The sequence below is a fragment of the Tabrizicola sp. YIM 78059 genome, assembly GCF_004959785.1.
GTDB lineage: Bacteria > Pseudomonadota > Alphaproteobacteria > Rhodobacterales > Rhodobacteraceae > Tabrizicola > Tabrizicola caldifontis.
This window is the reverse complement of record NZ_SJZH01000008.1, coordinates 133,244-159,998: the sequence shown is the minus strand read 5'-3', so window position 1 is coordinate 159,998 and position 26,755 is coordinate 133,244. Positions and strand designations below refer to the sequence as shown.

The window sequence follows — 26,755 nt, the reverse complement described above, 5'->3', positions numbered from 1 at the left end:
CAAGAGTTGGAGCCTCCGGAAAACCCGGCGCAGTTCAGACAGTCTCGTGAGGGCACCGTAAGCAAGAACTTATTTCTGCGATCTGATCGTCCCACGTGGTGAACGGGTTCTGGCAGGCAGCCCGAAAATTTCTATTCTATCCCACCGTGGAAGTGTCCTAGACAGGGCACCAGTCTTACATGTCGCGGCCGGGCTCGCAGTCATCATGAAAACGTCGATCGTCGTGCCGTGCCGGAACGAGGCCAGCAACATCGTGCCGCTGATCGACGGGATCGTCGAAAGCATGCAGGGCATCGGCCCTTTCGAGATCATCGTGGTTGACGATGCCTCCGATGACGGGATGGCCCTGCTGCTCGACAAGGCGCTGCCGGAACGGCCGATGCTGCGCGTTCTGCGGCACGACCGGCAAGGGGGGCAGTCGGCGGCGATTCATTCGGGGGTTGTCGCTGCGCGTGGCCGGCTGATCTGTACGCTGGACGGCGACGGGCAGAACCCGCCGGAAGAGCTGCCCCGTCTGATCGCCCCGTTCCTGGACGCTGGTTCGGAAGGCCTGGGGTTGGTCGCGGGCCAGCGCGTCGGGCGCAAGGACGGATTCGGTCGCCGCCTGGCCTCACGCCTTGCAAATGGGCTGCGGTCGCGTGTCCTGCGGGATGGTACACGCGATACCGGCTGCGGGCTGAAATGCTTTCGGCGCGAGGCATTCCTTGCGCTGCCCTATTTCGATCACATGCACCGCTATCTGCCGGCGCTGTTCGCCCGCGACGGCTGGCAGATCGTGCACGTGGATGTGGGGCACCGCGCACGCCTGGGCGGGCGGTCGCACTATTCGAACCTTCAGCGTGCCGTCGTAGGCATCTTTGACCTGATGGGCGTCGCCTGGCTGATACGCCGGCGCAAGAAGGCCAGGGCCATTGAAATCGGGCGGATCCAGACACCTGAAGCGGAGCGGCAGACATGACGTGGCTGATGGCAACCCTTCACGTCAACAGCGGGACCGAGCTTGCCTGGGTGATCTTCGGTCTGTGCGCCCAGCTGATGTTCACTGCCCGCTTTCTGGTGCAGTGGATTGCGTCGGAGAGGGCACGATCCTCGGTAATGCCGGTGGCTTTCTGGTATTTCTCGCTGACCGGCGGTGTGATGCTGCTGGCCTACGCCATCTATCGCAAGGATCCGGTCTTCGTGCTGGGGCAGACGCTTGGCGTGGTGATCTATTCCCGCAATCTCTGGCTGATCCATGCAAACCGGAAGGCATGACGCTTTCCCTCGCGAATGCGGGCGGCGGTTGGCGGCTCTGGCCGTCCTGACGGCAGGCCTTGCAATCGCATTCCGGCTTTGGCCGTGGCCAGATCTGCTGATCTCGGCGCTTTTTCACGACCCGGCGAAAGGTTTCGCGTTTGCCGGGCGGGTGGTCTGGGATGGTGTGCTTCTGGCCAACAAGGCGGCCTCTGTCACCCTGGTAGCCGTTGGGCTGGTGATGGTACCGGTCGGTCTCTGGCGGCGCAGGGCCGAAGGCAGTTCAGCCGCGCGCTACTGGGGCATGGTCCTCCTGCTTTACCTGATCGGACCCGGCCTTCTGGTGAACGGCTTGCTCAAGCATGTCTTCGGGCGCGCGCGCCCCGAGCAGATCGTGGACTTCGGCGGGCAAGCCCCATTCACCGCGGCCTGGGAAATCTCGGGCTACTGTCGGTCGGCCTGTTCCTTTGTCTCGGCCGAAATGGCGGCCGGAACCGCGCTGACGACGGCACTGGCGATCGGTGCGCTCTGGTTCGACGGTAGGCCTGCCGCCGGCCGCTTCAGGGGGCTGGCGCTTCTGTCGCTGGGACTTCTGCTGCTGACGGCGGTGCAGCGCATCGGCAGCGGGCGGCACTTTTTGTCGGATCTGGTATTCGCCGCGCTTCTGATGACGATGCTCGCCTTCGGTCTGGCTTGTCTGCTCTGGCCGCGCACGGCAAGATCATGCACGGTCCAGCCAAGGTTGAACGCACCATGACGCCTCGCAATTCCGGCCTGCGCGGCCGACGCAATCTGTCCAGCCGCGCCGTCGGAGGGCTGGCGTTGACGCTGGCTGTCGCCTTCGCCGTCGCCTTGCCGCTGATGCGTCCCGTTCTGCCGGTGGATGAGACGCGCTATCTTTCGGTCGCCTGGGAGATGCACCGGGACGGATCCTACATCGTCCCGCATCTGAACGGCGAGATCTATGCCCACAAGCCGCCGCTGCTGTTCTGGCTGATCAATCTGGTCTGGTCCCTGACCGGCGTCAGCGAGGTTGCGGCGCGGCTGGTCGCTCCTGCCTTCGGCGTAGTCTCGGTGGCGCTGACCTGGAGGCTGGGGGACCGCCTGTTCCCTGAAAGGCCCGAACTCGGCGCGATGGCGGCCCTGATCCTGGCCTCGACCGGGCTCTTTGCGCTCTACGGGTCGCTGACGATGTTCGACACCATGCTGACCACGGCCACACTGCTGGGGGTTCTGGCGCTGCTGTCGATGGATACGGGCGGAGGCCGCCTTGCCACGCTGGGCCTTGCTGCGGCGCTTGCCTTCGGCGTGCTGGCGAAAGGCCCGGTCATCCTGGTCCACCTCATGCCGCTAGCCCTGACACGCCCGCTGTGGACGATGGCAGAGGATCCGGGGCCTCCGGCATCCTGGTATGCGCGCGTGGCTGCAGCCATCGGCGCAGCGGCGGTGATCCTTGCGGTGTGGCTGGTACCCGCGCTTTGGCTTGGCGGGCCGGAGTACAGGGCCGAGGTGCTCTGGCGGCAGAGCGCGGGGCGGATGGTAAATGCGTTCGATCATGCACGGCCGGTCTGGTTCTTTGTCGCGGTCCTTCCGATCGTGCTCTGGCCCTGGGCGTGGCGACCATCCGCCCTGCGCGGATTGGCATCCGCAACGTTGCGCAGCGACCGGCGCGCGCGCTTTCTCGCGATCTGGGGCCTGTCCACGCTGGTCTTGTTCTCGCTGATTTCGGGCAAGCAGGTGCATTACCTGCTGCCAGTGCTGCCTGCGGCGGCACTGGCGCTGGCCGCCGCGCCGCCGCCGCGACACGCATGGACGGCGGTTGTCGCGTGCCTGGCCGTCATAGCCCCGGTTCTGGCCTGGGCGGCACTGCTTGCGACCGGCCGGGCAAGGATTGACGGCGTGGCGGTCGAGTCGCTGGGATTGGACACAGTGGCTCTGGCTGCCGCCATCGCGGGGGCCGGCCTGTTGGCCATCGCTTTCGCGGGACGCCATCTGCCTGCCCTGGCCTGGGTGCTTGTCGCCCCGGTGGCGCTGATAGTGGCACATGTCGGGCTGCGCCCCGCGCTCTTCGAGCATTTCGATACCGGACGGTTTGCGGCCGAACTCGGGCGGGCACCGGCGGCCGGTGTGGCGATCCACGGCTATCCCTATCAGGGAGAATTCGGTTTCACGGCGCGCCTGACGTCTGCTGTAGAAGTGCTATCCACCGATGAAGTGGACCCCTGGGTTGCCAGCCACCCTGGTGGCCTCATCCTGACCACCGGCGAGCGATCCTTCCCGGTTCCAGCGATCGGCGAGGCCTGGCTGGCTGGCAAACGGCTCCTCCTGTACCGCCTGCCCTGAACAGTAAGACATCTGCAGCTGATCGCGCGATCAAGCTACCTAAGCCAGCCCCAGGAGCTGGAGCAGATGTTGCTTGCCGCCCGCGAGTTCGACGTGGCTGGGCGGAACGAGCGTAACCGGGCCTTGGGGCGCGCGGGCGCGGAGCGCGTGCCGGCCCATGAGCGGGTGACCTTGCGGAGGGCGGGCAGGTCACCTGTAGCCCAAGTTCTGGGCAAAACGGATCACTTGCTGGTTTTCGAGGGCGAAGATGCACGATGGGCCTTGACCGCAGATCCGGCTGGCATATCGTCGCAGGCGAACATCGTCATGACGACACTAGGCACTCGGGCCTCGCGCGCAGACCGTCCTTGCGGCTGCGACGGGGCCTTTCGGCTTTTCGGGGGGTCGGTTGAAGCGGCGGATCGAACTGGGGCTTCTTTTCTCGCGCTCCGGCAGCTACTCGCTGATCGCGGAAGCCTGCCGATCCGGCGCGCTGGGCGCGATCGCCAAGATCAACGCGGATCCCGCACTGGATGTCAGCTTCGTGCCGGTCGAGCGCGACCCGGCAGGCAATATCGATGCCTACGGCCCGCTTTGCGAAGAGATCCTGCGGGACACCGGGGCGCGGCATGTGGTGGGCTGCATCACCAGCTGGAGCCGCAAGGAAGTGATCCCGACGGTCGAGAAGTTCGGTGGCACGCTATGGTATGCGGTGCCATACGAGGGGTTCGAGGCCTCTGATCATGTGGTCTACACCCATGCCTGCCCAAACCAGCACCTGCTGCCCCTGCTCGACTGGGTGATGCCTGCGCATGGGCGTCGGGCATGGCTGGCGGGGTCGAACTACATCTGGGGCTGGGAGATGAACCGCCTTGCGCGTGAACGCGTGACCGCGGCGGGCGGCGAGGTTCTGGGCGAACGCTATCTGCCCATCGGCTCGCGCGAGGTCGGACGGATGATCGACGAGCTGCGCTATGCCCGCCCCGACTTCATCCTGAACTCGCTGATCGGACCGTCGTCCTACGAATTCATGGCGGCCTACCGGGCGCTCGGGCAGGAGGATCCGGCCTTCCGTCCCGACCGCTGCCCGGTTCTGTCCTGCAACATGACCGAATGTGAACTGCCGGCGCTGGGGCCGGCGGCCGAGGGCCTAGTCGCGGCGGGCCCCTATTTCCGCGGGGTGCCGGGTTGGCCGGGCGAAGGCAACTTCGGTTCCTCCCACGAGGCCGCGGCCTATTCCGCGGTGATGGAGCTGGCGCGTCTCCTGAACGGGCGGCCGGGGGCCGAAAACTGGCCCTTGTCCCGGCTTCTGGCAGGCGAGCGGAGCCGCGGGATCGTCGATCCCGATACGCATCACACCGTTCTGCCGGTGATCATCGCACGGGTCGAGGGCGGCGCCTTCCGCGTGCTGAAAAGGATGGAGGCCGTGCCGGGCGATCCCTACCTGACGCGCAGCCGGCAGGCGCCGGTGGCGCCGGTCCTGAAGGTGGTGTCATGAAGCGCCGGCCGATCCGCATCCCCAACCTTGGCGGCGCGCAGGCGATCATCCTGCACCGCCCCCATGCCACGGTGCAGGCCCTGGCGCGGCAGCTGACAGCGATCGGGTTGCAGGTCACGCAGTCCTGGCCGGACCTCGGCCCCGAGGCGCTGGCGGCGGATTACATCTTCTTCGACGCCGACATGGGCCATGACGGCATGTTCCCCTGGGAGCCGGGCCAGCCGCCGATCCCGATGATCGCGCTGATCGGCTCCGAGGCGCCGGGCCGGATCGAGTGGTCGCTGAAGGCGGGCGCGCATGCGCAGCTTCTGAAGCCCGTGGGCGACAGCGGGGCCTATTCGGCGCTGCTTATCGCGCGGGATGCCTTCGATGCGCAGAAGGCCCTGTCGGCCGAAATCGCCGACCTCCGGCGGCGGCTGGAGGACCGGCAGACGGTTGTTCGGGCCGTGACGCTTCTGGCCGCGCGGGGCAAGTCCGACGCCGAAGCCTATGCGCAACTGCGGCAGATGGCGATGGCCTGGCGGATCAGCTTCGAGGACGCGGCGGCGCGGATCGTCGCGGCGCAAGGGGGGCCGGATGACCGATCTGAGCGCGGCTGAACCGGTTCCCCAGGGCGCCCTTGCCCGGCTGATGCGGCGCAAGCTGGCGGTTCTGGGGCTGGTCATCATCGCCGTCGTGGTCGCGGGCGCGGTCCTTGCACCCTGGATCGCCCCCTTCGACCCCAACGACCAGATGTTCGACGGCCTGACCCTGGAGGGCGCGCCGATGCCGCCGGGTGGCAAGTTCCTGATGGGCACCGACCTTCTGGGCCGCGACCTTTTCAGCCGGCTGCTTTACGGCGCACAGACCTCGCTGGTGATCGGCGTGGTGGCCAACGGGCTGGCTCTGGTGATCGGGACGCTGGTCGGGATCACCGCCGGTTTCTTCCGCGGCTGGATCGGAGGCATCCTGATGCGCTTCACCGACCTGATGATGGCCTTCCCGGCGCTTCTTCTGGCGATCTGCCTGGCTGCGATCTTCCAGCCTTCGCTCTGGATCGTGGCGATGGTCATCGCGCTGGTGAACTGGGTGCAGACCGCACGGGTGATCTATACCGAGACCTCGTCGCTGGCCACGCGCGACTTCATCGCGGCCGAGCGGACGCTGGGGGCCAGCACCAGCCGCATCCTCTTCCGCCACATCCTGCCGCACCTTCTGCCCACGATCATCGTCTGGGGCACGCTGGGGATCTCGACCACCGTCCTTCTGGAGGCGACCCTGTCATTCCTCGGCATCGGTGTGCAGCCGCCGACCCCCAGCTGGGGCAACATCATCTTCGAGAACCAGACCTACTTCCAGTCCGCGCCCTGGCTGGTGTTCATCCCCGGTGCCGCAATCATTCTTCTGGCACTGGCCTTCAATCTGGTGGGCGACGCGCTGCGCGACGTGCTGGACCCCACGCAACGGGGACGCGACTGATGGCCGCCTATCTGATCCGCCGTCTGATCCAGGCTGCCCTGATCCTGCTTGGCGTAAGTTTCGTAACCTTCCTTCTGCTGTATGTCCTGCCCGCCGACCCGGTGCGCCAGATCGCCGGACGTTCGGCCACGGCAGAAACGGTCGAAAACATCCGCCAGCAGCTTGGCCTCGACAAGCCCTTTTTCGTGCAATACGCCCGCTACCTCGGCGCGCTGCTTCAGGGAGACATGGGGCGCAGCTATCTGCAGAAGACGGAAGTCGCCGAGCTGATCCTGTCACGTCTGCCGGCGACGCTGCTTCTGATGCTGGGAGCCATCATCTGCGAGCTGATACTGGGCTTGACAATGGGCATCGTTGCCGCGCTATGGCGCGGCAGGGCGCTGGACCAGACGCTCATGGTGACTTCTTTCGTCACCGTCTCGGCCCCGCAGTTCGTGGTCAGCCTGCTCTTGCTTTATGTGTTTGCGGTCAAGCTGGGCTGGTTCCCGATCGGTGGCTACGGCACCTTCGCCCATCTGGTGCTGCCGGCAGTGACCCTGGGGATACTGGGGTCGGGCTGGTACAGCCGCATGATGCGGTCCTCGATGATCGACGTCTTGCGCGCCGACTACATTCGCACGGCGCGTGCCAAGGGACTGACGCGGGCGCGGATTGTCCTGCGCCATGCCTTGCCGAACGCGATCCTGCCGGTGATCGCGATGATCGGCATCGACATCGGCATATTCATGGGCGGGATCGTGGTGGTGGAGTCGGTTTTCGGCTGGCCCGGCATCGGGCAACTGGCCTGGCAGGCGATCCAGCGCGTGGACATCCCGATCATCATGGGCGTCACGCTGGTCTCGGCCTGCGCGATTGTGCTGGGCAACCTGCTGGCCGACCTGATCGCCCCCCTGATCGACCCCCGGATCAAACTTCGCTGAAACCCCAACAGGAGAGAGAGAGACAATGAAAAGACTGCTCGCCTCGACCGCCGTGATGCTGGCGCTTGTGCTGCCCGCGGCCGCCCAGGACTATATCCCCGATCCGGCCGCCAAGCCCGGCGGAACCATCACCATCACCTACAAGGACGATGTGGCGACGCTCGATCCCGCCATCGGCTACGACTGGCAGAACTGGTCGATGATCAAGTCGCTGTTCGACGGGCTGATGGATTATGTCCCCGGCACGACCGAGCTGCGCCCGGGTCTGGCGGAAAGCTACGAGATTTCCGAGGACGGCCTGACCTACACCTTCAAGCTGCGCGCCGGGGTCAAGTTCCACAACGGGCGCGAGATGACGGCCGAGGACGTGAAATACTCGCTGGACCGCGTGACCAACCCCGAAACCCAATCCCCGGGCGCGGGCTTCTTCGGCGCCATCGCCGGGTTCGAGAACGCCGGGCCGGGCGGGCTGTCGGGGGTCGAGGTCGTGGACCCGCTGACCGTGAAGATCACGCTGTCGCGGCCGGATGCGACCTTTCTGCACGTCATGGCGCTGAACTTCGCCAGTGTGGTGCCGAAAGAAGCAGTTGAGGAAGCCGGCGCTGATTTCGGCAAGAAACCGGTCGGCACAGGGGCTTTCAAGCTGGCGGAATGGACGCTGGGCCAGCGGCTGGTGTTCGAGAAGAACGCCGACTACTGGCGCCCGGGTGTGCCCTTCCTCGACTCCATCGTGTTCGAGGTCGGGCAAGAGCCTGTCGTGGCGCTTCTGCGGTTGCAGAAGGGCGAGGTTGACGTGCCCGGCGATGGCATCCCGCCCGCGAAGTTCACCGAGGTGATGGGCGACCCGGCCCAGGCCGCGCGGGTGGTCGTCGGCGGACAGCTGCACACCGGCTACATCACCCTGAACGTGACGACCCCGCCCCTCGACAAGCTCGAGGTGCGCAAGGCCATCAACATGGCAATCAACAAGGAGCGGATCACCCAGATCATCAACGGCCGCGCGATCCCCGCGACCCAGCCGCTGCCGCCCTCGATGCCCGGTTATACCGAAGGCTATGCGGGCTATCCCTACGACCCCGAGGGCGCCAAGGCGTTGCTGGCCGAAGCAGGGCTGGCCGACGGCTTCGAGACCGAGCTTTACGTCATGAACACCGACCCGAACCCGCGGATCGCGCAAGCCATCCAGCAGGACCTCGCGGCCATCGGGATCAAGGCCAACATCCAGAACCTCGCCCAGGCCAACGTGATCGAGGCCGGCGGCGCGGGCACCGCGCCGATGATCTGGTCGGGCGGCATGGCCTGGATCGCCGACTTCCCCGACCCGTCGAACTTCTACGGGCCGATCCTCGGCTGCGCGGGCGCCGGCGAGGGCGGCTGGAACTGGTCCAAGTTCTGCGACCCCGCCCTTGATGCGAAGGCGGTCGAGGCCGACAGCATGTTCGACCCGGCCAAGTCGGCGGACCGGCTGAAGCTCTGGTCCGACGTCTACATGGGCGTGATGGAACAAGCCCCATGGGTCCCGGTCTTCAACGAGGAACGCTACACGATGAAATCGGAACGGATGGGCGGCGAGGACGCGCTCTACGTTGATCCGGTCTCGATCCCGGTCAACTACGACTACGTGTGGGTCAAGCAGTAATGTGCAAGGCCTGCGACTACACGATCCACGGCGCGCAGCACCATTTCGGCTGGGACAATTCCCTGCCGCCGGCGCTGCGCGTCGCGCCGGGATCGACCATCGAGTTCCACTGCCATGATTCCTCGGCGGGCCAGCTTGGCCCGTCGTCCACCCTGCAAAGCGTGATCGACCTCGACTTCGGCAAGATCAACCCGGTCTCGGGGCCGATCCATGTTGACGGGGCGAAACCGGGCGACGTGCTGAAGGTGACGCTGGAGGGCTTCGCCCCGAAGGTGTTCGACGGCAAGGGCTTCGGCTGGACGGCGAACATCCCCGGCTTCGGGCTTCTGGCCGACCAGTTCACCGACCCTGCGCTGTGCCTGTGGTCCTATGACCCGGCCAGCATGGAACCGGCGATGTGGGGCAAATCCGCGCGTGTGCCGTTGAAGCCGTTCAGCGGCACCATCGGCTGCGCGCCTGCCGAGGCCGGGTTGCACTCGGTCGTCCCGCCCCGGCGGGTGGGCGGCAACCTCGACATCCGCGACCTGACGGCGGGCGTCACGCTCTACCTGCCGGTCGAGGTCGAGGGGGCGCTGTTCAGCGTCGGCGATACCCATGCCGCGCAGGGCGATGGCGAGGTCTGCGGCACGGCGATCGAAAGCCCGATGAACGTGGTTCTGACGCTGGACCTGGTGAAGGACCAGCCGCTGAAGTTCCCGCGCTTCACCACGCCGGGGCCGGTGACGCGACATCTGGACGCCAAGGGCTACGAGGCGACGACGGGCGTCGGGCCGGACCTGATGACGGCGGCCCGCGACGCGGTGTCGGGGATGATCGACCTTCTGACCCGGCAACAGGGCATCTCGGCGGTGGACGCCTACATGCTCTGTTCCGTCTGCGGCGACCTGCGCATCTCGGAAATTGTGGACATGCCGAACTGGGTCGTCAGCTTCTACTTCCCCCGGGTCGTCTTCGAATGACCCTTGCGGAAGCCATGCCACCGACCGGGGCGGCCACCGCCCCGGACATCGTGCTGCGGGTCGAGGGGCTGTGCGTCTCTGCCCGCACCGAAGCGGGGTTGAAACCCTTGGTGCAGGACCTGTCCTTCGACCTGAGGAAGGGCGAGACGCTGGCCATCGCCGGGGAAAGCGGATCGGGCAAGTCGATCACGTCGCTCGCCATCATGGGCCTTCTGCCGCAACCCGCCGTCCGCGTAACCGGCGGCAGCATCCGCTTTGGCGGGCAGGACCTGACGCGTCTGTCCGAGCCCGCCCTGCGCGCCGTGCGCGGCGACCGGATCGCGATGATCTTCCAGGAACCGATGACGTCGCTTAACCCGGTGATGACCGTGGGGGCGCAGCTGGCCGAGGCGATCCGCGCGCATGAGGTGGTCAGCCGGGCCGAGGCCGCCAGACGCGCGGTCGCCGCCTTGCGGGCGGTGCGCCTGTCCGAGCCCGAGCGGCGGATGCAGCAGTATCCGCACGAACTTTCCGGCGGCATGCGCCAGCGGGTGATGATCGCGATGGCGCTGGCCCTGCGTCCCGAGGTGCTGATCGCGGACGAGCCGACCACGGCGCTGGACGTGACCGTGCAACGCGAGGTGCTGGACCTCCTCCGCGACCTCCAGCGCGATCTGGGCACGGCGATCATCCTCATCACCCATGACATGGGCGTGGTGGCGGAAATGGCCGACCGGGTGATCGTGATGCGGCAGGGGCGACAGGTAGAGACCGCCGCCACAGCCGATCTTTTCGTGCGTCCACAGGCGGACTATACCCGCGCGCTGCTAGCCGCCGTGCCGCGGATGGGGCAGGGGGCGCCACGTCCGCCCGTGACCTCGGAACCGATCGCGCGGCTCAGCGATGTCGTCGTCCGTTATCCGCTGCGTGGCGGGCTGCTGGGACGGGTGACGCAGAACGTGCATGCCGTCGAACATGTCAGCTTCGACATCCGCAAGGGCGAGACCTTTGCGCTGGTCGGCGAGTCCGGCTGCGGCAAGTCCACCATCGCGAAGGCTCTGGTCGGCCTGACCCCGCATCAGGGTCGGATCGAGATTGCCGGCCAGGTGATGGAGGGGCTGGACAAGGCAGGTCTGAAGGCCATGCGGCGGCGGGTGCAGATGGTGTTCCAGGACCCGATGGCCGCGCTGAACCCGCGGATGCGGGTGGGCGAGCTGATCGCCGAGCCGCTGTTGATCCACGGCATCGGCGACGCGGCGCAGCGGCGCGATCGGGCCGCCGACCTGATGACCCGCGTCGGGCTGGAGACAGCCCAGCTTGACCGCTACCCGCACGAATTTTCCGGCGGCCAGCGCCAGCGCATCTGCATCGCCCGCGCTCTGGCGTTGCAACCGGACCTCATCATCGCGGACGAAAGCGTCAGCGCGCTCGATGTTTCTGTGCAGGCGCGCGTGCTGGAACTGCTCAAGGCTTTGCAGGCCGATTTCGGCATCTCCTACCTGTTCATCAGCCACGACATGGCTGTGGTCGACAACATCTCGGACCGGGTGGCAGTGATGTATCTGGGCCAGATCGTCGAGATGGGGACGCATCACCAGGTATTCGGCAATCCCCAGCATCCCTATACCCGCCGCCTGATCGACGCGGTGCCGGTTCCTGATCCTGCGCACCGGCGCAAGCCGAGTCCGCGCCTTTCCGCCGAAACCCCAAGCCCGCTGCACCTTCCAGGCCGTGAACCGCCGCGCGTCGTCCTGAAGGACATCGGCGGGGGGCATCTGGTCGGCGATCTGGCACAGGCTGAGGACAGGAACACGATTGCGCGCCTTTAATGACGCCTTTCTACACTGTTGCACCGATCGGCTGACCGAAAATCCGCGCATCGCTGGTTGATGCCGGCTTCGGCACCAATTCCGGCTGTTCCACGCCTCCGCTGCGTGCTGGTTCGGCTCCGTGACAGTTCGTGCTTTCGCATGTTGCGAGGGTGGGGTACCGGCCCTTTGCCGCCGAAAAGGGCGGGGAAGCGATGACCGTGGGGCAGGGGGCCTGGGCGGCCTTCGGGCTATTGCGGCTGGTATCCCGCAATCAGCTGGCGCAGTCCGACCATTGCACCTGCAGCGATTGCGGCCAAGGTCACCGGACCCGACCACGCCAAGGTGGCAAAGCCGGTCACGCCCTGACCGACAGAGCAGCCCATCGCAACGACCCCGCCGATACCCATCAGGGCCGCGCCTCCCACCTGGCGGCCAAGTTCGCGCGGGTCTTCGCAGGCTTCCCAGCGAAAAAGGCCACGCAGCATCGAGCCGATCAGCGATCCTGCCATCACGCCCACGACCGAGCCGACCGAGAAGTTGATCCCCCCCGCGGTCGAAGTCATCAGGAAGATCAGCGTCCGGCCTACGGGCGCGGTGTAGGACGGACCCTCGACTGCCACCTCGCCCAGGCTTTCGGCGGCCAGCCACGAGGTTGCAATGAAGCACCAGGCTACCGCCAGCCCTGCGGCGACGCCCCAGGCAATCTGGCGCGGGGACTGGCGCAGTCCGGTATGCGAAAGTCCCCAGATCAGGAATGCGCCGGCGATTGCCACGATCACGACAGCGGGTGGAAGCCCCAGCTGGCCGAGATCATGGATGATCCCCTGCGGTTCCGTTGCATCCGGTTGGGGAAACAGCATTACCCGCAGCGGCGCAAGCGGGCCGGACAGGGCAACGAAGCCGAAGATACCCATCACCACCACCACGACCAGCGACCGCAGGTCGCCGCCGCCGAACCTGACCAGGGCGCCGAAGCCGCAGTTGCCCGCCAGCGCCATGCCATAGCCGAACACCAGCCCGCCGATGATGGAGCCGACCGCATTCCACTCGATGGCGTGATAGAAGGTGGCCTGAAGATCGACGAGACCCGCCATCGCGCCGAACTGCGTCGTCAGGATGGCGACGGCCAGCACCACCCCCCACAGCCGCAGACGGGTCTGGTCGCGGCCATAGACGGCCGATTCCAGCGCCCCGAGGGTGCAGAAATCGCCTAGCCGCGCGGCAAGGCCCAGCACGATCCCGCCGACAAGCCCGACAAGCGCCGCCAGCAATCCGATCGGGACCAAATCCAGCATCCGTGCCTCCCTCTGCCTCTCAGTCGCGTCCTGGTCCGAACAGTCGAGCGAGGACTTCAAGCACCTCGGCAACCCTTGGGTCGAGGAGCGAATAGAAGATCGCCTGCCCTTCGCGCCGGGCGCTGACCAGACCTTCCAGTCGCAGTCGTGCCAGTTGTTGACTGACGATAGCCTGACGCGCGGACAGAAGGTTTTCAAGTTCGGTGACGCTTTTCGGCCCGGTGCGCAGATGGCACAGGATCGTGAGCCGCCCGTCATGCCCCATGGCCTTCAGCAGCGTCGCGGCCTTTTCGGCGCGGTCGATCAGCCCGGTGAGGTCGGGGACCACCGGGGCGGAAGCGGCGAGGTCCGAAGCCGCGTCCACCTGCCATCTGCCCGGTTGAAGATCGTCATCCGCCACAGCGTCTGCCCTGGTGCCTTTCCCGACCCGTTCATGCGCGCTGCCTGGCCAAACGGCAACCCGTCTTGCGCGCCACAACCGCAATTCCCTGGGCAGCGCGGCATCCCTGCCTCAGTCGGCCGCGGACCCTGCGATCAACCCGGCCAGAAGCGGCCAGAAGAAGTCTGCACCCGGATAGCCTTCGATGCGTCCCGCCTCGATACCGTCCTCGACCAGGACGAAGGTCGGCGTGAAGACCGGCGGCGCAACCAGCGAAAGGCCATCCGGCAGGGGTTCGCGCAGTTGCAGGCGCATGAGCGGTGCTGCCTTGCCCTCGTCCGTCAGCGGATATTGGGGCGCGATCTCTGCATTCCATTGCGCGCAATAGATGCAGCCCGCCTGCTCGAACATCAGAAGCTGAAGTTCGCCCGCCGAGGCCGCGCCCGCCGAGACCGCGAGAAGGGCAGATGCCAGAAGGGCGGGGACAGCCACGTTGACAGCCTCATAGAAACATAGAACTATTGTAATCTACGTTTGCCTCTCCGGCAAGGCAGCACTTCCCCGGGAGGAGGGGCGATGCTCGACATATCATTCGGTGGCGCGGCGCTTGCGGGGCTTCTGTCCTTCCTGTCGCCCTGCATCCTGCCGATGGTGCCCTTCTACCTGTCCTACATGGCAGGTCTTTCGGTGAAGGAACTGCGCGACGGCGGAACGGTGGCGCCCGGCGCACGGGTGCGGCTTGTGGTGCAGGCATTGGCCTTTGCCATAGGGGTCACGACGATCTTTGTCCTGCTCGGGCTGGGCGCGACTGCACTGGGCCGCAGCTTCGCCCAATGGAAGGAGCCCCTGTCTTATGTTGCCGCTGCAGTGCTGATCCTGTTCGGCCTCCACTTTCTGGGCATCTTCCGTATCGGCTTTCTCTATCGTGAGGCGCGGGTCGAATCGACCGCCAATCCGCGCACGCTGGCTGGCTCGTATGTGATGGGCCTGGCCTTCGGCTTCGGCTGGACGCCCTGCGTCGGCCCGGCGCTTGCTGCGATCCTGATGGTCGCCAGCGGCATGGGCGACCTGTGGCGAGGGGGCGCGCTGCTGCTGGTCTATGGCCTGTCGATGACGCTGCCCTTCGTGCTGGCCGCTTTCTTCGCCGGGCCGTTCCTGGCATGGGTTGCCCGGCACCGTGCCCTGATGGGGCATGTCGAAAAGGTGATGGGCATCATGTTGATCATCTTCGGCATCCTGATCGCCACCAACACCGTGAACCTGATCGCCGACTGGATGATCCGGCATTTCGACTGGTCCGCGACCCTGATCTGAAAGGAGCCACCATGCTGCGCCGTCTTGCCCTTGCCGCAGGCCTTGCCCTGTCCAGCCCGGCACTTGCCGTCGAACTGGGGGATGACGGGCTGCACAAGCCCACCTGGCTGCGCGAGACCTTCAAGGATCTGCGCGAGGATCTGGCCGAGGCCAACGCCGAGGGCAAGCGGCTGATGCTGATCTACGAGCAGCGCGGCTGCATCTACTGCACTGAAATGCACGAGAAGGTGTTTACCGACTCCGCGATCGAGAAGCTGATCCGCGACCACTATTTCGTCGTGCAGCTGAACCTGTTCGGCGACGTCGAGGTGACCGATTTCGACGGCACGACGCTTTCGGAAAAGCAGATGGCGTTGCGCTGGGGGGTGATGTTCACGCCGACCCTGATCTTCCTGCCTGAGGAAGTGCCCCAAGGCGTGTCGGCGCCGGATGCCGCCGTGGCGATGATGCCGGGATCCTTCGGGAAGGGAATGACCGAAGCGTTGCTGATCTGGGTGCGCGACCATGGTTACGATTCGGGCGAGAACTTCCAGAAATTCGTTGCGGAACGCATGGCTACGGGGAACTGATCATTCCGGGGAAACCTGAAAACATAGGCATATAGGTTTCCTGCTATATTTCGCTTGCCCGAATCCTGATCTCCCAGCATAGTGGTATACGGAGGAATACTGGGAGGATGAGGATGAAACGCCAGCTCTGTCTGGTGGCGGCGGTCACGCTGTCGCATGCAACACCAGCCTTGCCCGAGGTCGCGCCGACCGAGGTCGTCTTCGTCGATGGCCGGATCGAAACGTCCCTGTCCGGCACGCCCGGCGACCCGGCGAACGGCATCAAGGTGATGACCACGAACGCGCTTGGCAACTGCGTGGCCTGCCACACGATCTCGGCTCTGCCGGACGTGCAGTTCCCGGGCAATATCGCTCCGCCGCTTGACGGCGTGGCCGACCGCTGGAGCGAAGCCGAACTGCGCGGGATCGTCGCAAACGCCAAGATGACCTTCGAGGGCAGCTTCATGCCTGCATTCTACAAGACCGAAGGCTTCATCCGCCCCGGCAACGGCTATACCGGCAAAGCACCCGAGGGTGACCTTCCGCCGATCCTGACGGCCCAGCAGATCGAGGATGTGGTGGCCTTCCTTCTCACTCTCAAGGAATGACGGGCGCGACGCCCCAGACAGACAGGAGAAACCCCGTGACACTCAACAGACGCAAGGCACTTTCCCTTGGCCTCGGCGGCATCGCCTTTGCCTCCATCCCAGGCCTTTCTGCCGCAGCGACCATTGAAGAGCTGACGAACGCCTTCACCGGTGGTGTTGCGCCCGGAACGGGCGGCATCACCCTGACCACCCCCGAGATCGCCGAGAACGGCAATACGGTTCCGGTGTCGGTCGATGCGCCTGGCGCGGTGGCGATCATGCTGCTGGCCTCGGGCAACCCCGAGCCTGCCGTTGCCACCTTCACCTTCGGCCCGGCCGCCGGCCGGCAGTTCGCCGCAACCCGGATCCGCCTGGCAAAGACCCAGGACGTCATCGCAATGGCCAAGATGGCGGATGGTTCCGTCGTGCAGACCCAGGCCACCGTGAAAGTCACAATCGGCGGCTGCGGCGGCTGAAGTCAGAGACAGGAGAATACCATGGTCGAAGAAGTCAAACCCCGGGTCAAGACCCCCAAGACCGCCGCCGTCGGCGAGGTCGTGACGATCAAGGCCCTGATCTCGCACAGCATGGAGTCCGGGCAGCGCAAGGGCCCGGACGGCAACCTGATCCCGCGCAAGATCATCAACCGTTTCACCTGCGACCTGAACGGGGTGAACGTGATCGATGTCGCCATCGAGCCGGCAGTGTCCACCAACCCTTATTTCGAATTCGATGCCAGGGTTGATGCGGCGGGCGAATTCAAGTTCACCTGGTACGATGATGACGGCTCGGTCTACGAGGACGTGAAGCCGATAGAGATCGGCTAGCGGTCGGGCAATAGGGAGGAGAAAGCCATGCACCGCAAAGCCATGCTGTTCGCGGCCTTCGGGCTTGCCTTCGCCGGCGCCGCTTCGGCCGATCCGGTCGAGGACACGCTGGTGATCGATACCGAGGATGGCCCCATCGAGATGGTGACCAAAGCCCCGGCGCCCGACCATCTGAAGGACGTGATGGACTGGGTATATTCCGGCTGGCACTACCGCGAGGACGAGACGCGCGATCTGGAACGCGATGATTTCGACAATCCGGGAATGGTTTATGTCGATCGGGGGCTTGACCTGTGGAATTCGGCGATCGGCAAGAACGGCGAAAGCTGCGCCGGCTGCCACCAGGGGCCCGAGTCGATGGCAGGCCTGCGCGCCGTCACCCCGCGGGTCGATGAAAAGACCGGCGTGCTGATGACGGTCGAAAACTACATCGACAAGTGTGTGACCGAACGCATGGGTCTGGAGTCCTGGAACTGGACGGGCAGCGAGATGAAGGACATGTTGGCGCTGATCTCGATGCAGTCGCGCGGCATGCCGGTGAATGTCGCCATCGACGGCCCCGCAGCCCCCTACTGGGAAAAGGGAAAGGAGATCTACTACACCCGTTTCGGGCAGCTGGAGATGTCCTGTGCGAACTGCCATGAGGACAATCAGGGTCGCTACATTCGCGCCGACCACCTGAGCCAGGGCCAGATCAACGGCTTCCCGGTCTACCGGCTGAAGGACGCGGGCATCCTGTCGGCGCAGCAGCGCTTTGTCGGTTGCGTGCGCGACACGAGGGCCGAAACCTTCAAGCCCAACTCGGACGAGTTCAAGGCACTCGAACTGTATGTCGCGTCGCGCGGCAACGGTCTTTCGGTCGAAGGCGTCTCGGTGCGCCACTAGACCCGGGGCGTGCGGCCGCCAACCTCCCTGGCGGCCGCCGCCTGGAAACGAACCGACGACCGGGACGACCAGGCCCCCGCGCACTTGCGGGTTCCGTTCTGGTATCCCTGACGACAAGGAGAACGGGATGATCACCCGGCGCGAATTCCTGCAAGCTTCGCTTGCCGCCTCGGCCGCCTACGGGGCATCGGGCTTTGGCAACTGGTCGCGGCTGGCCGCCCAGCAGGCGCTTAGCCAGGACCAGCTTCTGCAGTTTGACGATTTCGGCAACCTGACGCTGATCCACATCACCGACATCCACGCCCAGCTCAAGCCGGTCTGGTTCCGCGAGCCGGAATGGAACATCGGCGTGGGCGAGGCCAAGGGCCAGCCGCCGCATGTGGTGGGCAAGGCCTTCCTCGACATGTTCGGCATCCTGCCCGGCAGTCCCGAGGCCTATGCGCTCACTTACGAGGACTTCGCCGCGCTCGGCCGCGCCTATGGCCGGATGGGCGGCATGGACCGGGTGGCGACCGTGGTCAAGGCGATCCGCGCCGCGCGGCCCGACAGCCTGCTTCTGGATGGCGGCGACACCTGGCACGGTTCGATGACCAGCTACCTGACCAAGGGGCAGGATGTGGTCAACGTGATGAACGCGCTGGGCGTCGAGGCGATGACCAGCCACTGGGAATGGACCTTCGGCACCGCCCGGGTGCAGGAGATCGTGGAAAGCCTGCCCTTCCCCTTCCTCGGTGCGAACATCTTCGATGCCGAATGGGACGAACCCGCCTTCGAGCCCTACCGGATCTTCGACAAGGCGGGCCTGCGCGTCGCGGTGATCGGCCAGGCCTTCCCCTACATGCCGATTGCCAACCCGCGCTGGATGTTCCCCGAATACAGCTTCGGCATCCGCGAGGAGCGCATGCAGCAGGTAGTGGACGAGGTCCGCGCCGAGGGCGTGGATCTGGTCGTGGTGCTGTCGCACAACGGCTTCGACGTTGACAAGAAGATGGCGTCCCGCGTCCAGGGCATCGACGTGATCCTGACCGGCCACACCCACGACGCGATCCCCGAACCCGTGCTGGTGGGCCAGACGATCCTGATCGCCTCCGGCAGCCACGGCAAGTTCGTCTCCCGCGTCGATCTGGACGTGCGGGACGGCAAGATGATGGGCTTCCGCCACAAGCTGATCCCGATCTTCTCGGATGTCATCACCCCCGACCCGGAGATGGCCGCCCTGATCGAGACCGAGCGCGCGCCCTTCAAGGCCGATCTGGAAGAGGTCGTCGGCCAGACCGAAAGCCTGCTTTATCGGCGCGGCAATTTCCAGGGCACCTGGGACGACCTGATCTGCAACGCCGTCCGGGCCGAGCGCGACGTGCAGATCGCGCTGTCGCCCGGCGTGCGCTGGGGCGCCTCGCTTCTCCCGGGCGATGCGATCACCCGCGAGGACATCCACAACGTCACCAGCATGACCTACGGCCAGGTCTACCGGACCGAGATGACGGGCGAGATGCTCAAGACCGTGCTCGAGGACGTGGCCGACAACATCTTCAACCCCGATCCCTACTACCAGCAGGGCGGCGACATGGTGCGTGTGGGCGGCATGGGCTTTGCCTGCGACGTGTCGAAACCCATCGGCAGCCGGATCAGCGACATGGTGCTGCTGGACACGGGCGAGGCCATCGACCCCGCCAAGTCCTACACCGTGGGCGGCTGGGCCAGCGTCAACGAAGGCACCGAAGGGCCGCAGATCTGGGACGTGGTGGAAGCGCATATCCGCAAGCTTGGCACCGTCCGGCTTGAACCCAACCCATCGGTCACCGTGACCGGAATCTGAACAGGAGCGTTCGCCAGATGACCGACGAACCCGTAACCAGCCGCCGCGCCTTTCTGGCCGGCACCGCCGCCGCCGGGGCGGGGCTTGTGGCGACCGCCGCCACCGCCCAGACCGCACCCGACCCGCTGATCACCGAGGTCCAGCCATGGGCCTCGGCCTTCGGCGATCCGGTGGACGCCACGCCCTATGGCATGCCGATCCACTTCGAAAGCCATGTGGTGCGGCGCAACGTGGAATGGCTGACCGAAAGCCCGGTCAGCTCGATCAACTTCACGCCGATCCATGCGCTGGAAGGCACGATCACGCCGCAGGGCTGCGCCTTCGAGCGGCACCATTCCGGCGCGATCGAGCTGTCGAAGCAGGACTACCGGCTGATGATCAACGGGCTGGTCGATCGTGAACTGGTGTTCACCTACGACGACCTGATGCGCTTCCCGCGCCACATCGCCATCGCCTTCTGCGAATGCGCGGCGAACGGCGGCATGGAATGGGGGGGCGCGCAGCTTGAAGGCTGCCAGTTCACCCAGGGCATGATCCACAACATGGAATACACCGGGGTGATGCTGCGCGACCTTCTTGCCGAGGCGGGCGTCAAGCCCGAGGGCAAGTGGGTCTATGTCGAAGGCGCCGACGCCTCGTCCAACGGCCGCTCGATCCCGATGGAAAAGGCGCTGGACGACGTGATGGTCGCCTTCTTCGCCAATGGCGAGGCGCTGCGCAAGGAACACGGCTATCCCGTCCGGCTGGTGGTGCCCGGCTGGGAAGGCAACATGTGGGTCAAGTGGCTGCGCCGGATCGGGGTCTATGACCAGGCGGTGGAAAGCCGCGAGGAGACCTCGAAATACACCGACCTGATGCCGGACGGCCGGGCGCGGAAATGGACCTGGGTGATGGATGCGAAATCGGTCATCACCTCGCCCTCGCCGCAGGCGCCGATCCGGCATGGCAAGGGGCCGCTGGTCATCACCGGGCTGGCCTGGTCGGGGCATGGCAAGATCGCACGGGTCGATGTCTCGGTGGACGGCGGCAATACCTGGGTGCCGGCCCGCATCTCGGGCGAGGTGCGGCCCAAGGCACTGACGCGCTTCCACTACGACATGAACTGGGACGGGCAGGAGATGTTCATCATGTCCCGCGCCATCGACGAGACGGGCTATGTCCAGCCCACCAAGCAGGCCCTGCGCGAGATCCGCGGCCTGAACAATGTCTATCACAACAATGGCATCCAGGTCTGGTGGGTGCGCGCCGACGGAGAGGTCGAGAATGTCGAAATCGCCTGAATTCCCGACGATCCTTCTGGTCACCGGCTGGGCCACGGCAGCGACAGTTGCCGCCTTCGTATTCGCCTCGACCGGCCCCAAGGTGCAAGAGGCCGCCCCGGCCCCAGCACCAGCCGTGACAGCAACCCCCGCACCTGAACCGGCAGCAGCGCCCGCCGCAGAACCGGCGCCGACCCAGGTGGCCGAGGCCGCTCCCCCCTCACCGGTGGAGGCCGCGGAACCGGCCCCCGCAGTTGTGACCCCGGCCCTGGCCACCCCGCTTGGTCTTGGCCGTCCGGCCCTTCCCGAAGAGATTGAGGCATGGGATGTGGCCGTTCTGCCTGATGGCACTGGTCTGCCTGTGGGGTCGGGCGATGTGGAAACGGGCGACGCGATCTTCGGTGAACACTGTGCCGCCTGCCACGGCGACTTTGCCGAAGGGCTGGACGCCTGGCCGGTGCTGGCCGGCGGTGCGGGCAGCCTCAGGGATCCGCGTCCTGTCAAGACGATCGGCAGCTACTGGCCTTATCTGTCCACCGTCTTCGATTACGTCCACCGCTCGATGCCTTTCGGCAACGCACAGACGCTTTCGGTTGACGACACCTACGCGATCACGGCGTTCCTTCTCTACTCGAACGGCATCGTCGAGGATGACTTCGTGCTGTCGAACGAGAACTTCACCTCGATCGTGATGCCCAATGCCGAGGGCTTCTATGTGGACGATCGGGCAACCACGGAATACCCGCTGTTCTCGACCGAACCTTGCATGGAAAACTGCCGCGAAAGCGCGCCCCAGGTCACCAAGCGCGCTGTGGAACTGAACGTGACGCCGACAGATCCGGACGGCAAGCCTGCCGGAACCCTGCCGGTGATCACCGTGGCTTCGACCGGCGAGGCCGCCGCACCGGCCGCCGAGGCGACAGCAGGGATGACGGAGGCTCCGGTCGAGACGGCCGAGGCGGCGGCGACCGAGGTCGAGGCAGAGCCCGCGCCGGCTGGCGCCGACCCGGCCCTGATTGCCGCAGGAGAGACGGTGTTCAAGAAATGCGCCGCCTGCCACAAGGTTGGCGAGGGCGCAAAGAACGGGGTCGGTCCGGCGCTGAACGGTATCGTCGGTGCCGGAATGGGGCAGGTCGAAGGGTTCAAGTATTCCGACGGGCTGGCCTCGATGGGCGCGGAAGGCAGAGTGTGGGATGCCGAAGCACTGCACGCCTTCCTGGAAGACCCCAGGGGCTTTGTGAAGGGCACCAAGATGTCCTTCGCCGGTCTGAAGAAGGCCGAGGAGCGTGACGCCGTCATCGCGTATCTGGCCACGTTCGAGTAGCCATGAACTGCCGTCTTGCCCTTGTCGCCCTGTGTCTCGTCCTCGGCCCCGTGCCGGGGACAGCCGAGCAGATCGGCGATGCCGAACAGGGGGCCACGATCTTCGCCAGTCAGTGCAAGGCATGCCATCAGATCGGCGAAGGCGCGAAGAACCGGGTCGGGCCGCAGCTCAACCGGATCTTCGGCCGCCGCGCTGGCAGTGTGCCGGAGTTCAACTATTCCAAATCCATGGAGCGGATGGGTTCTGACGGGCTGACCTGGACGCTGACCACGCTGGACGCCTATATCGCCAATCCCAAGGCGCTGGTTTCCGGCACGAGGATGAACTATCGCGGCCTGCCCGACCCGGCGGAGCGCTCTGCCTTGCTGGCTTTCCTGCGCGAGTGGTCCGACCGGCCGCAGGACATTCCGGAATCGGAACCGACGGCCCTGAAGACCGATCCTGACCTTTCGCCCGAGATACTGGCCATCAAGGGCGACCCCGACTACGGCGAATATCTCGCGTCGGAATGCCAGACCTGCCACCAGGCCGACGGGTCCGACCAGGGCATCCCGTCGATCACCGGCTGGCCAGCCGAGGATTTCGTGGTCGCCATGCATGCCTACAAGCAGAAACTGCGCCCGCATCCCGTCATGCAGATGATGGCGGGCCGCCTGAACGAAGAGGAGATCGCGGCGCTTGCCGCCTATTTCGCGACACTCGAATGAAAATGAAGAAGCACGGGAAAGCCGGGCCGGGACGACGCAACCCACTAGGAGGAACCCAATGCTGAACAGACGCCACTTCATCGGAACCGGTATTGTCGCCGGCACCCTTCTTACTGCCCCAAGCGTCTGGGGCCAGGCCAAGCCCAAGGTTGTGGTGATCGGCGGCGGCGCCGGGGGGGCGACGGCTGCGCGCTATCTGGCGAAGGATAGCGGCGGCGCGATCGAGGTGACGCTGGTCGAGGCCAATCCGATCTACACCACCTGCTTCTTCTCCAACCTCTATCTCGGCGGCTTCCGCGACTTCGAAAGCCTGCAGCACAACTACGACAAGCTGGCCGTGGGGGGCGTGACAGTCATCAACGATACGGCGACCGGCGTCGATGCGGCTGCCAGGACAGTGACGTTGGCCGGCGGGCAGGTGTTGCCCTATGACCGGCTGGTGCTGTCGCCCGGGATCGACTTCCGCGATGGGTCGGTGCCTGGCTGGTCGCTGGAGCAGCACGCCGAGATCATGCCGCACGCCTACAAGGCCGGCCCGCAGACCCAGCTTCTGAAAAAGATGGTCGAAGAGATGCCGGAAGGCGGTGTCTTCGCCATGATCGCGCCGCCGAATCCCTACCGTTGCCCGCCCGGTCCCTACGAACGGATCAGCATGGTCGCCCATGTGCTGAAACAGAAGAACCCGACGGCCAAGATCTTGGTCGCAGACCCGAAGGACAAGTTCTCGAAACAGGCGCTGTTCGAGGAAGGTTGGCAGAAGCACTATCCCGGAATGGTCGAATGGATCGGGTCGGAATTCGGCGGCGGCAATGTCGAGGTGCGGCCCGAGGCGATGGAAGTGGTCATCGACGGCGAGGTGACGAAGGTCGCCTGCTGCAACGTGATTCCGGGCCAGATGGCCGGCAAGATCGCTGCCATTGCCGGGGTGACCGATGACAAGGGCTGGGCGCCTGTCGATCCCTTCAGCATGAAATCGAAGGCCGACCCGAACATCTGGGTTCTGGGCGATGCCTCTGCCCAGGGCGACATGCCGAAATCGGGTTTCTCGGCCAACAGCCAGGCCAAGGTGGCGGCGATGATGATTCGGGGCGAGCTGACCGGATCGAAGACCTTCCCCGCCCGATATTCCAATACCTGCTGGTCGCTTCTGGATACCGACGATGGGGTGAAGATCGGCGCGTCCTACGAGCCGACCGAAGAGAAGATTGCCAGCGTCGAAAGCTTCGTCTCGCAAACCGGCGAGGATGCGGCACTGCGCAAGGCGACATACGAGGAATCGCTCGGCTGGTATGCCGGGATCACGGCCGACATGTTCGGCTGACCTTTCCTCCCGACCTGCGGGCCCTCCGTTCGGGGGGCCTGCTCTTTGCAAGGATCTGCCCATGCTGACACGCCGCCACCTGCTGACTGCCACCGCCGCCGCACTGGCCGCACCGTTCGCCCCGCGCCGGGTCTGGGCGGCCAGCACGCTAGAGCTGGGGGATCTGCGGATCGACACCCTGTCCGACGGCAACCTGGTGCTGCCCGGCGACTTCATCCTGGGCGGCATGCCGCAAGAAGAGATGCAGGCCATCGTCAGCAAATACGGCCTGCCGACCGACCAGCTTACCCCGCCCTGCAACGTGACACTGCTGCGTGACGGGACGAACACGGTGCTGTTCGACGTGGGATCGGGGCCCGACTTCCAGCCCTCTGCCGGCAAGCTGATGGAGGCGTTCGATGTTTTGGGTCTGGGCGTCGAGGACATCACCCATGTCCTGCTCACCCATGGTCACCCGGATCATCTCTGGGGCCTTCTGGACGAATTCGATGAACCCGTGTTCCCGAATGCCGAATACATGATCGGTCAGGCAGAATTCGATTATTGGATGGATCCTGAAACCGTGACCACCATCGGCGAGGCGCGGGCGACCTTTGCCGTTGGCGCATCGCGCCGGCTGGGCGCGATTGCCGAGACGGTCCGGCTGTTGTCCGACGGGGAAGAACCGCTTCCGGGCATCGCCGCGCGACTGACCCCCGGACATACACCTGGCCATATGGCCTATGAGATCGCCGGCTCGACCCCGGTCATGGTGCTGGGCGACTGCATCGGCAACCACCACGTCGCCTTCGAGCGGCCGGACTGGGCCAGCGGTTCGGACCAGGACGGCGCGCGTGCCGCCGCGACGCGGGTCGGGCTGCTCGATCGGCTGGCGGCAGAGGGCCACGCGATCATCGGCTACCACCTGCCCGAGGGCGGCATCGGCCGTGTCGAGCGGGCGGAAAAAGGCTATCGTTACATCGCCGGGGTCTGATCCCGGCCCGTGCAGAGAGGTGCCGCCATGACCAGACTTGCCGCAACTGTCCTTACCCTTGCCCTTGGCGCGCAGGCCGCGCTGGCGCAGCAGGCGACGACCTATCCCTTCGACGGCAGTTTCGAGGATGCCACCTTTGCCGTGGAATCGGCCATCGTGGACCGGGGACTGGTGATCGACTATCGCAGCCATGTGGGCCAGATGCTGAACCGCACCGGCGCCGATGTCGGCAGCGAGGTGAAGATCTACGACAATGCCGACGTGTTCCTTTTCTGCTCGGCCGTCCTTTCGCGTAGGGTGATGGAGGCAGACCCGATGAACATCGCGCATTGCCCCTATGGCATCTTCGTCACCGACCACGAGGGGCAGGTCGCCATCGGCTACCGTCATCTGCCAGAGGGGCCGATGCAGGAGGTCCAGGCCCTGCTGGACGAGATTGCCAGGGAAGCAAGCGGACAGTAGCGCCCGCGCGCTCGGTCATCGTCTGTCAGTCATTGTCTGACAGCCCGGGCGGAACCGGCCCGCCGTCGGTTCCATGCGTTGCGATCTCAGGCGATGGCCCGCCGGACGGACGGCTGATCAACCAGCCAGTCCGTCACCCCCGCCCCGATCCACATGCACAGAAGGGCCAGCCAGGCCGTTGCCACGAAGATCGACCCGCCGGTAACGCCCGCCCCGATTGCACAGCCACCGGCCAGCATGGCCCCGAACCCCATCAGGGCGGCCCCGGTCATCGACCGGCGCATCTGTCCCTCGCCCTCGAACCCCTGGAAGCGGAATTCCCCCTTCAGCGTCGCAGAGAGGAATGCCCCAAGGAAGACGCCCGGAACCAGGCCGATGTTGAAATCCAGCACAGGGTTTTCGGTCAGGAAGAACATCAGCGTATCAGCAGATGGCCCTGAGAACGTTGCCGATGTCACCGGCATCGGCTCGAAGGCCACTTGGGCCAGGCTGTAGGTCAGAACCCAGCCCAAGGCGACAGAGAAGCCTACACCCGAGGCAAAGGCCACCGCGGCGAAACCAACCTTGTTCCGGCGCACCAGAACGAAGGCCAGGGCGGCAATGGCCACCCCCAGCATAATGCCCGCAATCCTCGGCAGTCCCAAGGCGGCAAGAAGATCGACATTTGCTCCGCCGGGCGTGATCCACTGTCCCGCAAGCCAGGCGCGCATCGGCGACAGCAGGCCGTGCAGCGACATCTGGGCCACCACCGCGAAGATCAGGCCCGAGACGACGGCCCTGAGGTTTCCCGTTGCCGCCAGAACAAGCAGCCGACCGGAACATCCTCGCGCCAGCACCATGCCCGCGCCGAACATCAGCCCGCCCAGGATTGCGCCTGACCAAGACCCGGCAACAGCCATCATGCGCGCCTCGCTTGACCGGAAAAGACCCAGCAGCTCTGCCCCCTGGACCCAGATCACCGCCGTGGAAAAGGCCAGAAGCCAGACCGCGACCTTTGGGCCAAGCATTCCCCGGGAAAACTCGACCGTCGCGGCGCGCAGGCAGAATGCGGAACGCTGCGCCGCCACACCGAACACCGCCCCGGTCAAAAGGCCGAGCAAGGCTGCCAACGTGCCTTCTTCGACGTGATCCAGAAGCCAGACCAGATCCATGTCCACCTCCATCCTGTCTTCACCTAGAGCTTTCCGAAAATCGCGCCTTGATCCAGGTCATCCTGCAACCCGGTCCGGCGGTGTG

General features: G+C 65.6%; 28 protein-coding genes. 24 read left to right on the top strand and 4 right to left on the bottom strand.

What is annotated here, in order from left to right:
• Positions 1 to 205 precede the first annotated feature (205 nt).
• From EZM81_RS12250 to EZM81_RS12200, 11 genes are all read left to right on the top strand, one after another.
• Positions 206 to 958 carry a glycosyltransferase family 2 protein gene (locus EZM81_RS12250; RefSeq protein ID WP_136645912.1) on the top strand — a complete coding sequence of 251 codons (753 nt, stop codon included), beginning with the start codon at positions 206 to 208 and terminating at the stop codon, positions 956 to 958.
• A complete protein-coding gene (locus tag EZM81_RS12245; protein WP_136645911.1) occupies positions 955 to 1,254 on the top strand; it encodes a lipid-A-disaccharide synthase N-terminal domain-containing protein in 300 nt (99 codons plus the stop codon). Before EZM81_RS12250 ends, EZM81_RS12245 begins: the two co-directional genes overlap by 4 nt.
• Before the next feature lie 28 nt (positions 1,255 to 1,282).
• Complete coding sequence (locus EZM81_RS12240) at positions 1,283 to 1,990, top strand: phosphatase PAP2 family protein (protein WP_211195409.1); 708 nt, start codon at positions 1,283 to 1,285, stop codon at positions 1,988 to 1,990.
• Positions 1,957 to 3,576 (top strand): glycosyltransferase family 39 protein, encoded by a 1,620-nt coding sequence (locus EZM81_RS12235; RefSeq protein WP_136645909.1) that lies wholly within the window; start codon positions 1,957 to 1,959, stop codon positions 3,574 to 3,576. Before EZM81_RS12240 ends, EZM81_RS12235 begins: the two co-directional genes overlap by 34 nt.
• A 388-nt stretch (positions 3,577 to 3,964) precedes the next feature.
• Positions 3,965 to 5,053, top strand: coding sequence for a transporter substrate-binding protein (locus EZM81_RS12230; RefSeq protein ID WP_136645908.1), 1,089 nt, complete (start codon positions 3,965 to 3,967; stop codon positions 5,051 to 5,053).
• A complete protein-coding gene (locus EZM81_RS12225; protein WP_136645907.1) occupies positions 5,050 to 5,652 on the top strand; it encodes an ANTAR domain-containing response regulator in 603 nt (200 codons plus the stop codon). Before EZM81_RS12230 ends, EZM81_RS12225 begins: the two co-directional genes overlap by 4 nt.
• Positions 5,630 to 6,511 (top strand): ABC transporter permease, encoded by an 882-nt coding sequence (locus tag EZM81_RS12220; protein WP_135449888.1) that lies wholly within the window; start codon positions 5,630 to 5,632, stop codon positions 6,509 to 6,511. The genes EZM81_RS12225 and EZM81_RS12220 overlap by 23 nt, the downstream gene beginning before the upstream one ends.
• Positions 6,511 to 7,431 (top strand): ABC transporter permease, encoded by a 921-nt coding sequence (locus EZM81_RS12215; protein WP_136645906.1) that lies wholly within the window; start codon positions 6,511 to 6,513, stop codon positions 7,429 to 7,431. The genes EZM81_RS12220 and EZM81_RS12215 overlap by 1 nt, the downstream gene beginning before the upstream one ends.
• 25 nt (positions 7,432 to 7,456) lie before the next feature.
• Entirely contained in the window at positions 7,457 to 9,070 is a 1,614-nt protein-coding gene (locus EZM81_RS12210; protein WP_136645905.1) for an ABC transporter substrate-binding protein, read from the top strand.
• Positions 9,070 to 10,029, top strand: coding sequence for an acetamidase/formamidase family protein (locus EZM81_RS12205; protein ID WP_136645904.1), 960 nt, complete (start codon positions 9,070 to 9,072; stop codon positions 10,027 to 10,029). Before EZM81_RS12210 ends, EZM81_RS12205 begins: the two co-directional genes overlap by 1 nt.
• Entirely contained in the window at positions 10,026 to 11,837 is a 1,812-nt protein-coding gene (locus EZM81_RS12200; protein WP_136645903.1) for an ABC transporter ATP-binding protein, read from the top strand. Before EZM81_RS12205 ends, EZM81_RS12200 begins: the two co-directional genes overlap by 4 nt.
• Before the next feature lie 230 nt (positions 11,838 to 12,067).
• Here EZM81_RS12200 and EZM81_RS12195 read toward each other — a convergent pair whose 3' ends face one another.
• From EZM81_RS12195 to EZM81_RS12185, 3 genes are all read right to left on the bottom strand, one after another.
• Positions 12,068 to 13,114, bottom strand: a complete 1,047-nt coding sequence (locus EZM81_RS12195; protein ID WP_169052365.1) for a YeeE/YedE family protein — start codon at positions 13,112 to 13,114, stop codon at positions 12,068 to 12,070.
• A 19-nt stretch (positions 13,115 to 13,133) separates the two neighbouring features.
• The gene (locus EZM81_RS12190; protein WP_371685747.1) at positions 13,134 to 13,442 is read right to left on the bottom strand and encodes an ArsR/SmtB family transcription factor; all 309 of its coding nucleotides are present in this window, start codon (positions 13,440 to 13,442) and stop codon (positions 13,134 to 13,136) included.
• A gap of 183 nt (positions 13,443 to 13,625) precedes the next feature.
• Positions 13,626 to 13,985 (bottom strand): thioredoxin family protein, encoded by a 360-nt coding sequence (locus EZM81_RS12185; protein WP_136645902.1) that lies wholly within the window; start codon positions 13,983 to 13,985, stop codon positions 13,626 to 13,628.
• Positions 13,986 to 14,069: 84 nt separating this feature from the next.
• Between EZM81_RS12185 and EZM81_RS12180 the strand changes: the two genes are divergently transcribed.
• The 13 genes from EZM81_RS12180 (at position 14,070) to EZM81_RS12120 (ending at position 25,519) form a co-directional block, all read left to right on the top strand.
• Positions 14,070 to 14,807: a cytochrome c biogenesis CcdA family protein gene (locus EZM81_RS12180; protein WP_136645901.1), complete on the top strand. Its 738-nt coding sequence runs from the start codon at positions 14,070 to 14,072 to the stop codon at positions 14,805 to 14,807.
• An 11-nt stretch (positions 14,808 to 14,818) separates the two neighbouring features.
• On the top strand, positions 14,819 to 15,376 hold the full coding sequence (locus EZM81_RS12175; RefSeq protein ID WP_211195408.1) for a thioredoxin family protein: 558 nt from the start codon (positions 14,819 to 14,821) through the stop codon (positions 15,374 to 15,376).
• A gap of 113 nt (positions 15,377 to 15,489) precedes the next feature.
• Positions 15,490 to 15,963, top strand: coding sequence for a sulfur oxidation c-type cytochrome SoxX (gene soxX / locus EZM81_RS12170; RefSeq protein WP_136645900.1), 474 nt, complete (start codon positions 15,490 to 15,492; stop codon positions 15,961 to 15,963).
• 35 nt (positions 15,964 to 15,998) lie between these two features.
• Positions 15,999 to 16,418 carry a thiosulfate oxidation carrier protein SoxY gene (gene soxY / locus EZM81_RS12165; RefSeq protein WP_248298211.1) on the top strand — a complete coding sequence of 140 codons (420 nt, stop codon included), beginning with the start codon at positions 15,999 to 16,001 and terminating at the stop codon, positions 16,416 to 16,418.
• 21 nt (positions 16,419 to 16,439) lie between these two features.
• Positions 16,440 to 16,769, top strand: a complete 330-nt coding sequence (gene soxZ, locus EZM81_RS12160) for a thiosulfate oxidation carrier complex protein SoxZ (RefSeq protein WP_135449897.1) — start codon at positions 16,440 to 16,442, stop codon at positions 16,767 to 16,769.
• A gap of 27 nt (positions 16,770 to 16,796) precedes the next feature.
• Positions 16,797 to 17,654 (top strand): sulfur oxidation c-type cytochrome SoxA, encoded by an 858-nt coding sequence (gene soxA, locus EZM81_RS12155; RefSeq protein WP_135449898.1) that lies wholly within the window; start codon positions 16,797 to 16,799, stop codon positions 17,652 to 17,654.
• Positions 17,655 to 17,781: 127 nt separating this feature from the next.
• The gene (gene soxB, locus EZM81_RS12150; RefSeq protein WP_136645898.1) at positions 17,782 to 19,473 is read left to right on the top strand and encodes a thiosulfohydrolase SoxB; all 1,692 of its coding nucleotides are present in this window, start codon (positions 17,782 to 17,784) and stop codon (positions 19,471 to 19,473) included.
• 17 nt (positions 19,474 to 19,490) lie between these two features.
• Complete coding sequence (gene soxC, locus EZM81_RS12145; RefSeq protein ID WP_136645897.1) at positions 19,491 to 20,753, top strand: sulfite dehydrogenase; 1,263 nt, start codon at positions 19,491 to 19,493, stop codon at positions 20,751 to 20,753.
• Entirely contained in the window at positions 20,737 to 22,056 is a 1,320-nt protein-coding gene (locus tag EZM81_RS12140; RefSeq protein WP_136645896.1) for a c-type cytochrome, read from the top strand. Before soxC ends, EZM81_RS12140 begins: the two co-directional genes overlap by 17 nt.
• 2 nt (positions 22,057 to 22,058) lie before the next feature.
• Positions 22,059 to 22,763, top strand: a complete 705-nt coding sequence (locus tag EZM81_RS12135; RefSeq protein ID WP_136645895.1) for a c-type cytochrome — start codon at positions 22,059 to 22,061, stop codon at positions 22,761 to 22,763.
• A gap of 58 nt (positions 22,764 to 22,821) precedes the next feature.
• A complete protein-coding gene (locus EZM81_RS12130) occupies positions 22,822 to 24,084 on the top strand; it encodes an NAD(P)/FAD-dependent oxidoreductase (protein ID WP_136645894.1) in 1,263 nt (420 codons plus the stop codon).
• A gap of 61 nt (positions 24,085 to 24,145) precedes the next feature.
• Positions 24,146 to 25,057 (top strand): MBL fold metallo-hydrolase, encoded by a 912-nt coding sequence (locus tag EZM81_RS12125; protein ID WP_135449904.1) that lies wholly within the window; start codon positions 24,146 to 24,148, stop codon positions 25,055 to 25,057.
• A gap of 27 nt (positions 25,058 to 25,084) precedes the next feature.
• Positions 25,085 to 25,519, top strand: coding sequence for a DUF302 domain-containing protein (locus EZM81_RS12120; protein WP_135449905.1), 435 nt, complete (start codon positions 25,085 to 25,087; stop codon positions 25,517 to 25,519).
• 86 nt (positions 25,520 to 25,605) lie between these two features.
• On the opposite strand, the gene EZM81_RS12115 is transcribed toward EZM81_RS12120, so the two are convergent.
• Positions 25,606 to 26,670 carry a YeeE/YedE family protein gene (locus EZM81_RS12115; protein WP_136645893.1) on the bottom strand — a complete coding sequence of 355 codons (1,065 nt, stop codon included), beginning with the start codon at positions 26,668 to 26,670 and terminating at the stop codon, positions 25,606 to 25,608.
• Positions 26,671 to 26,755 lie beyond the last annotated feature (85 nt).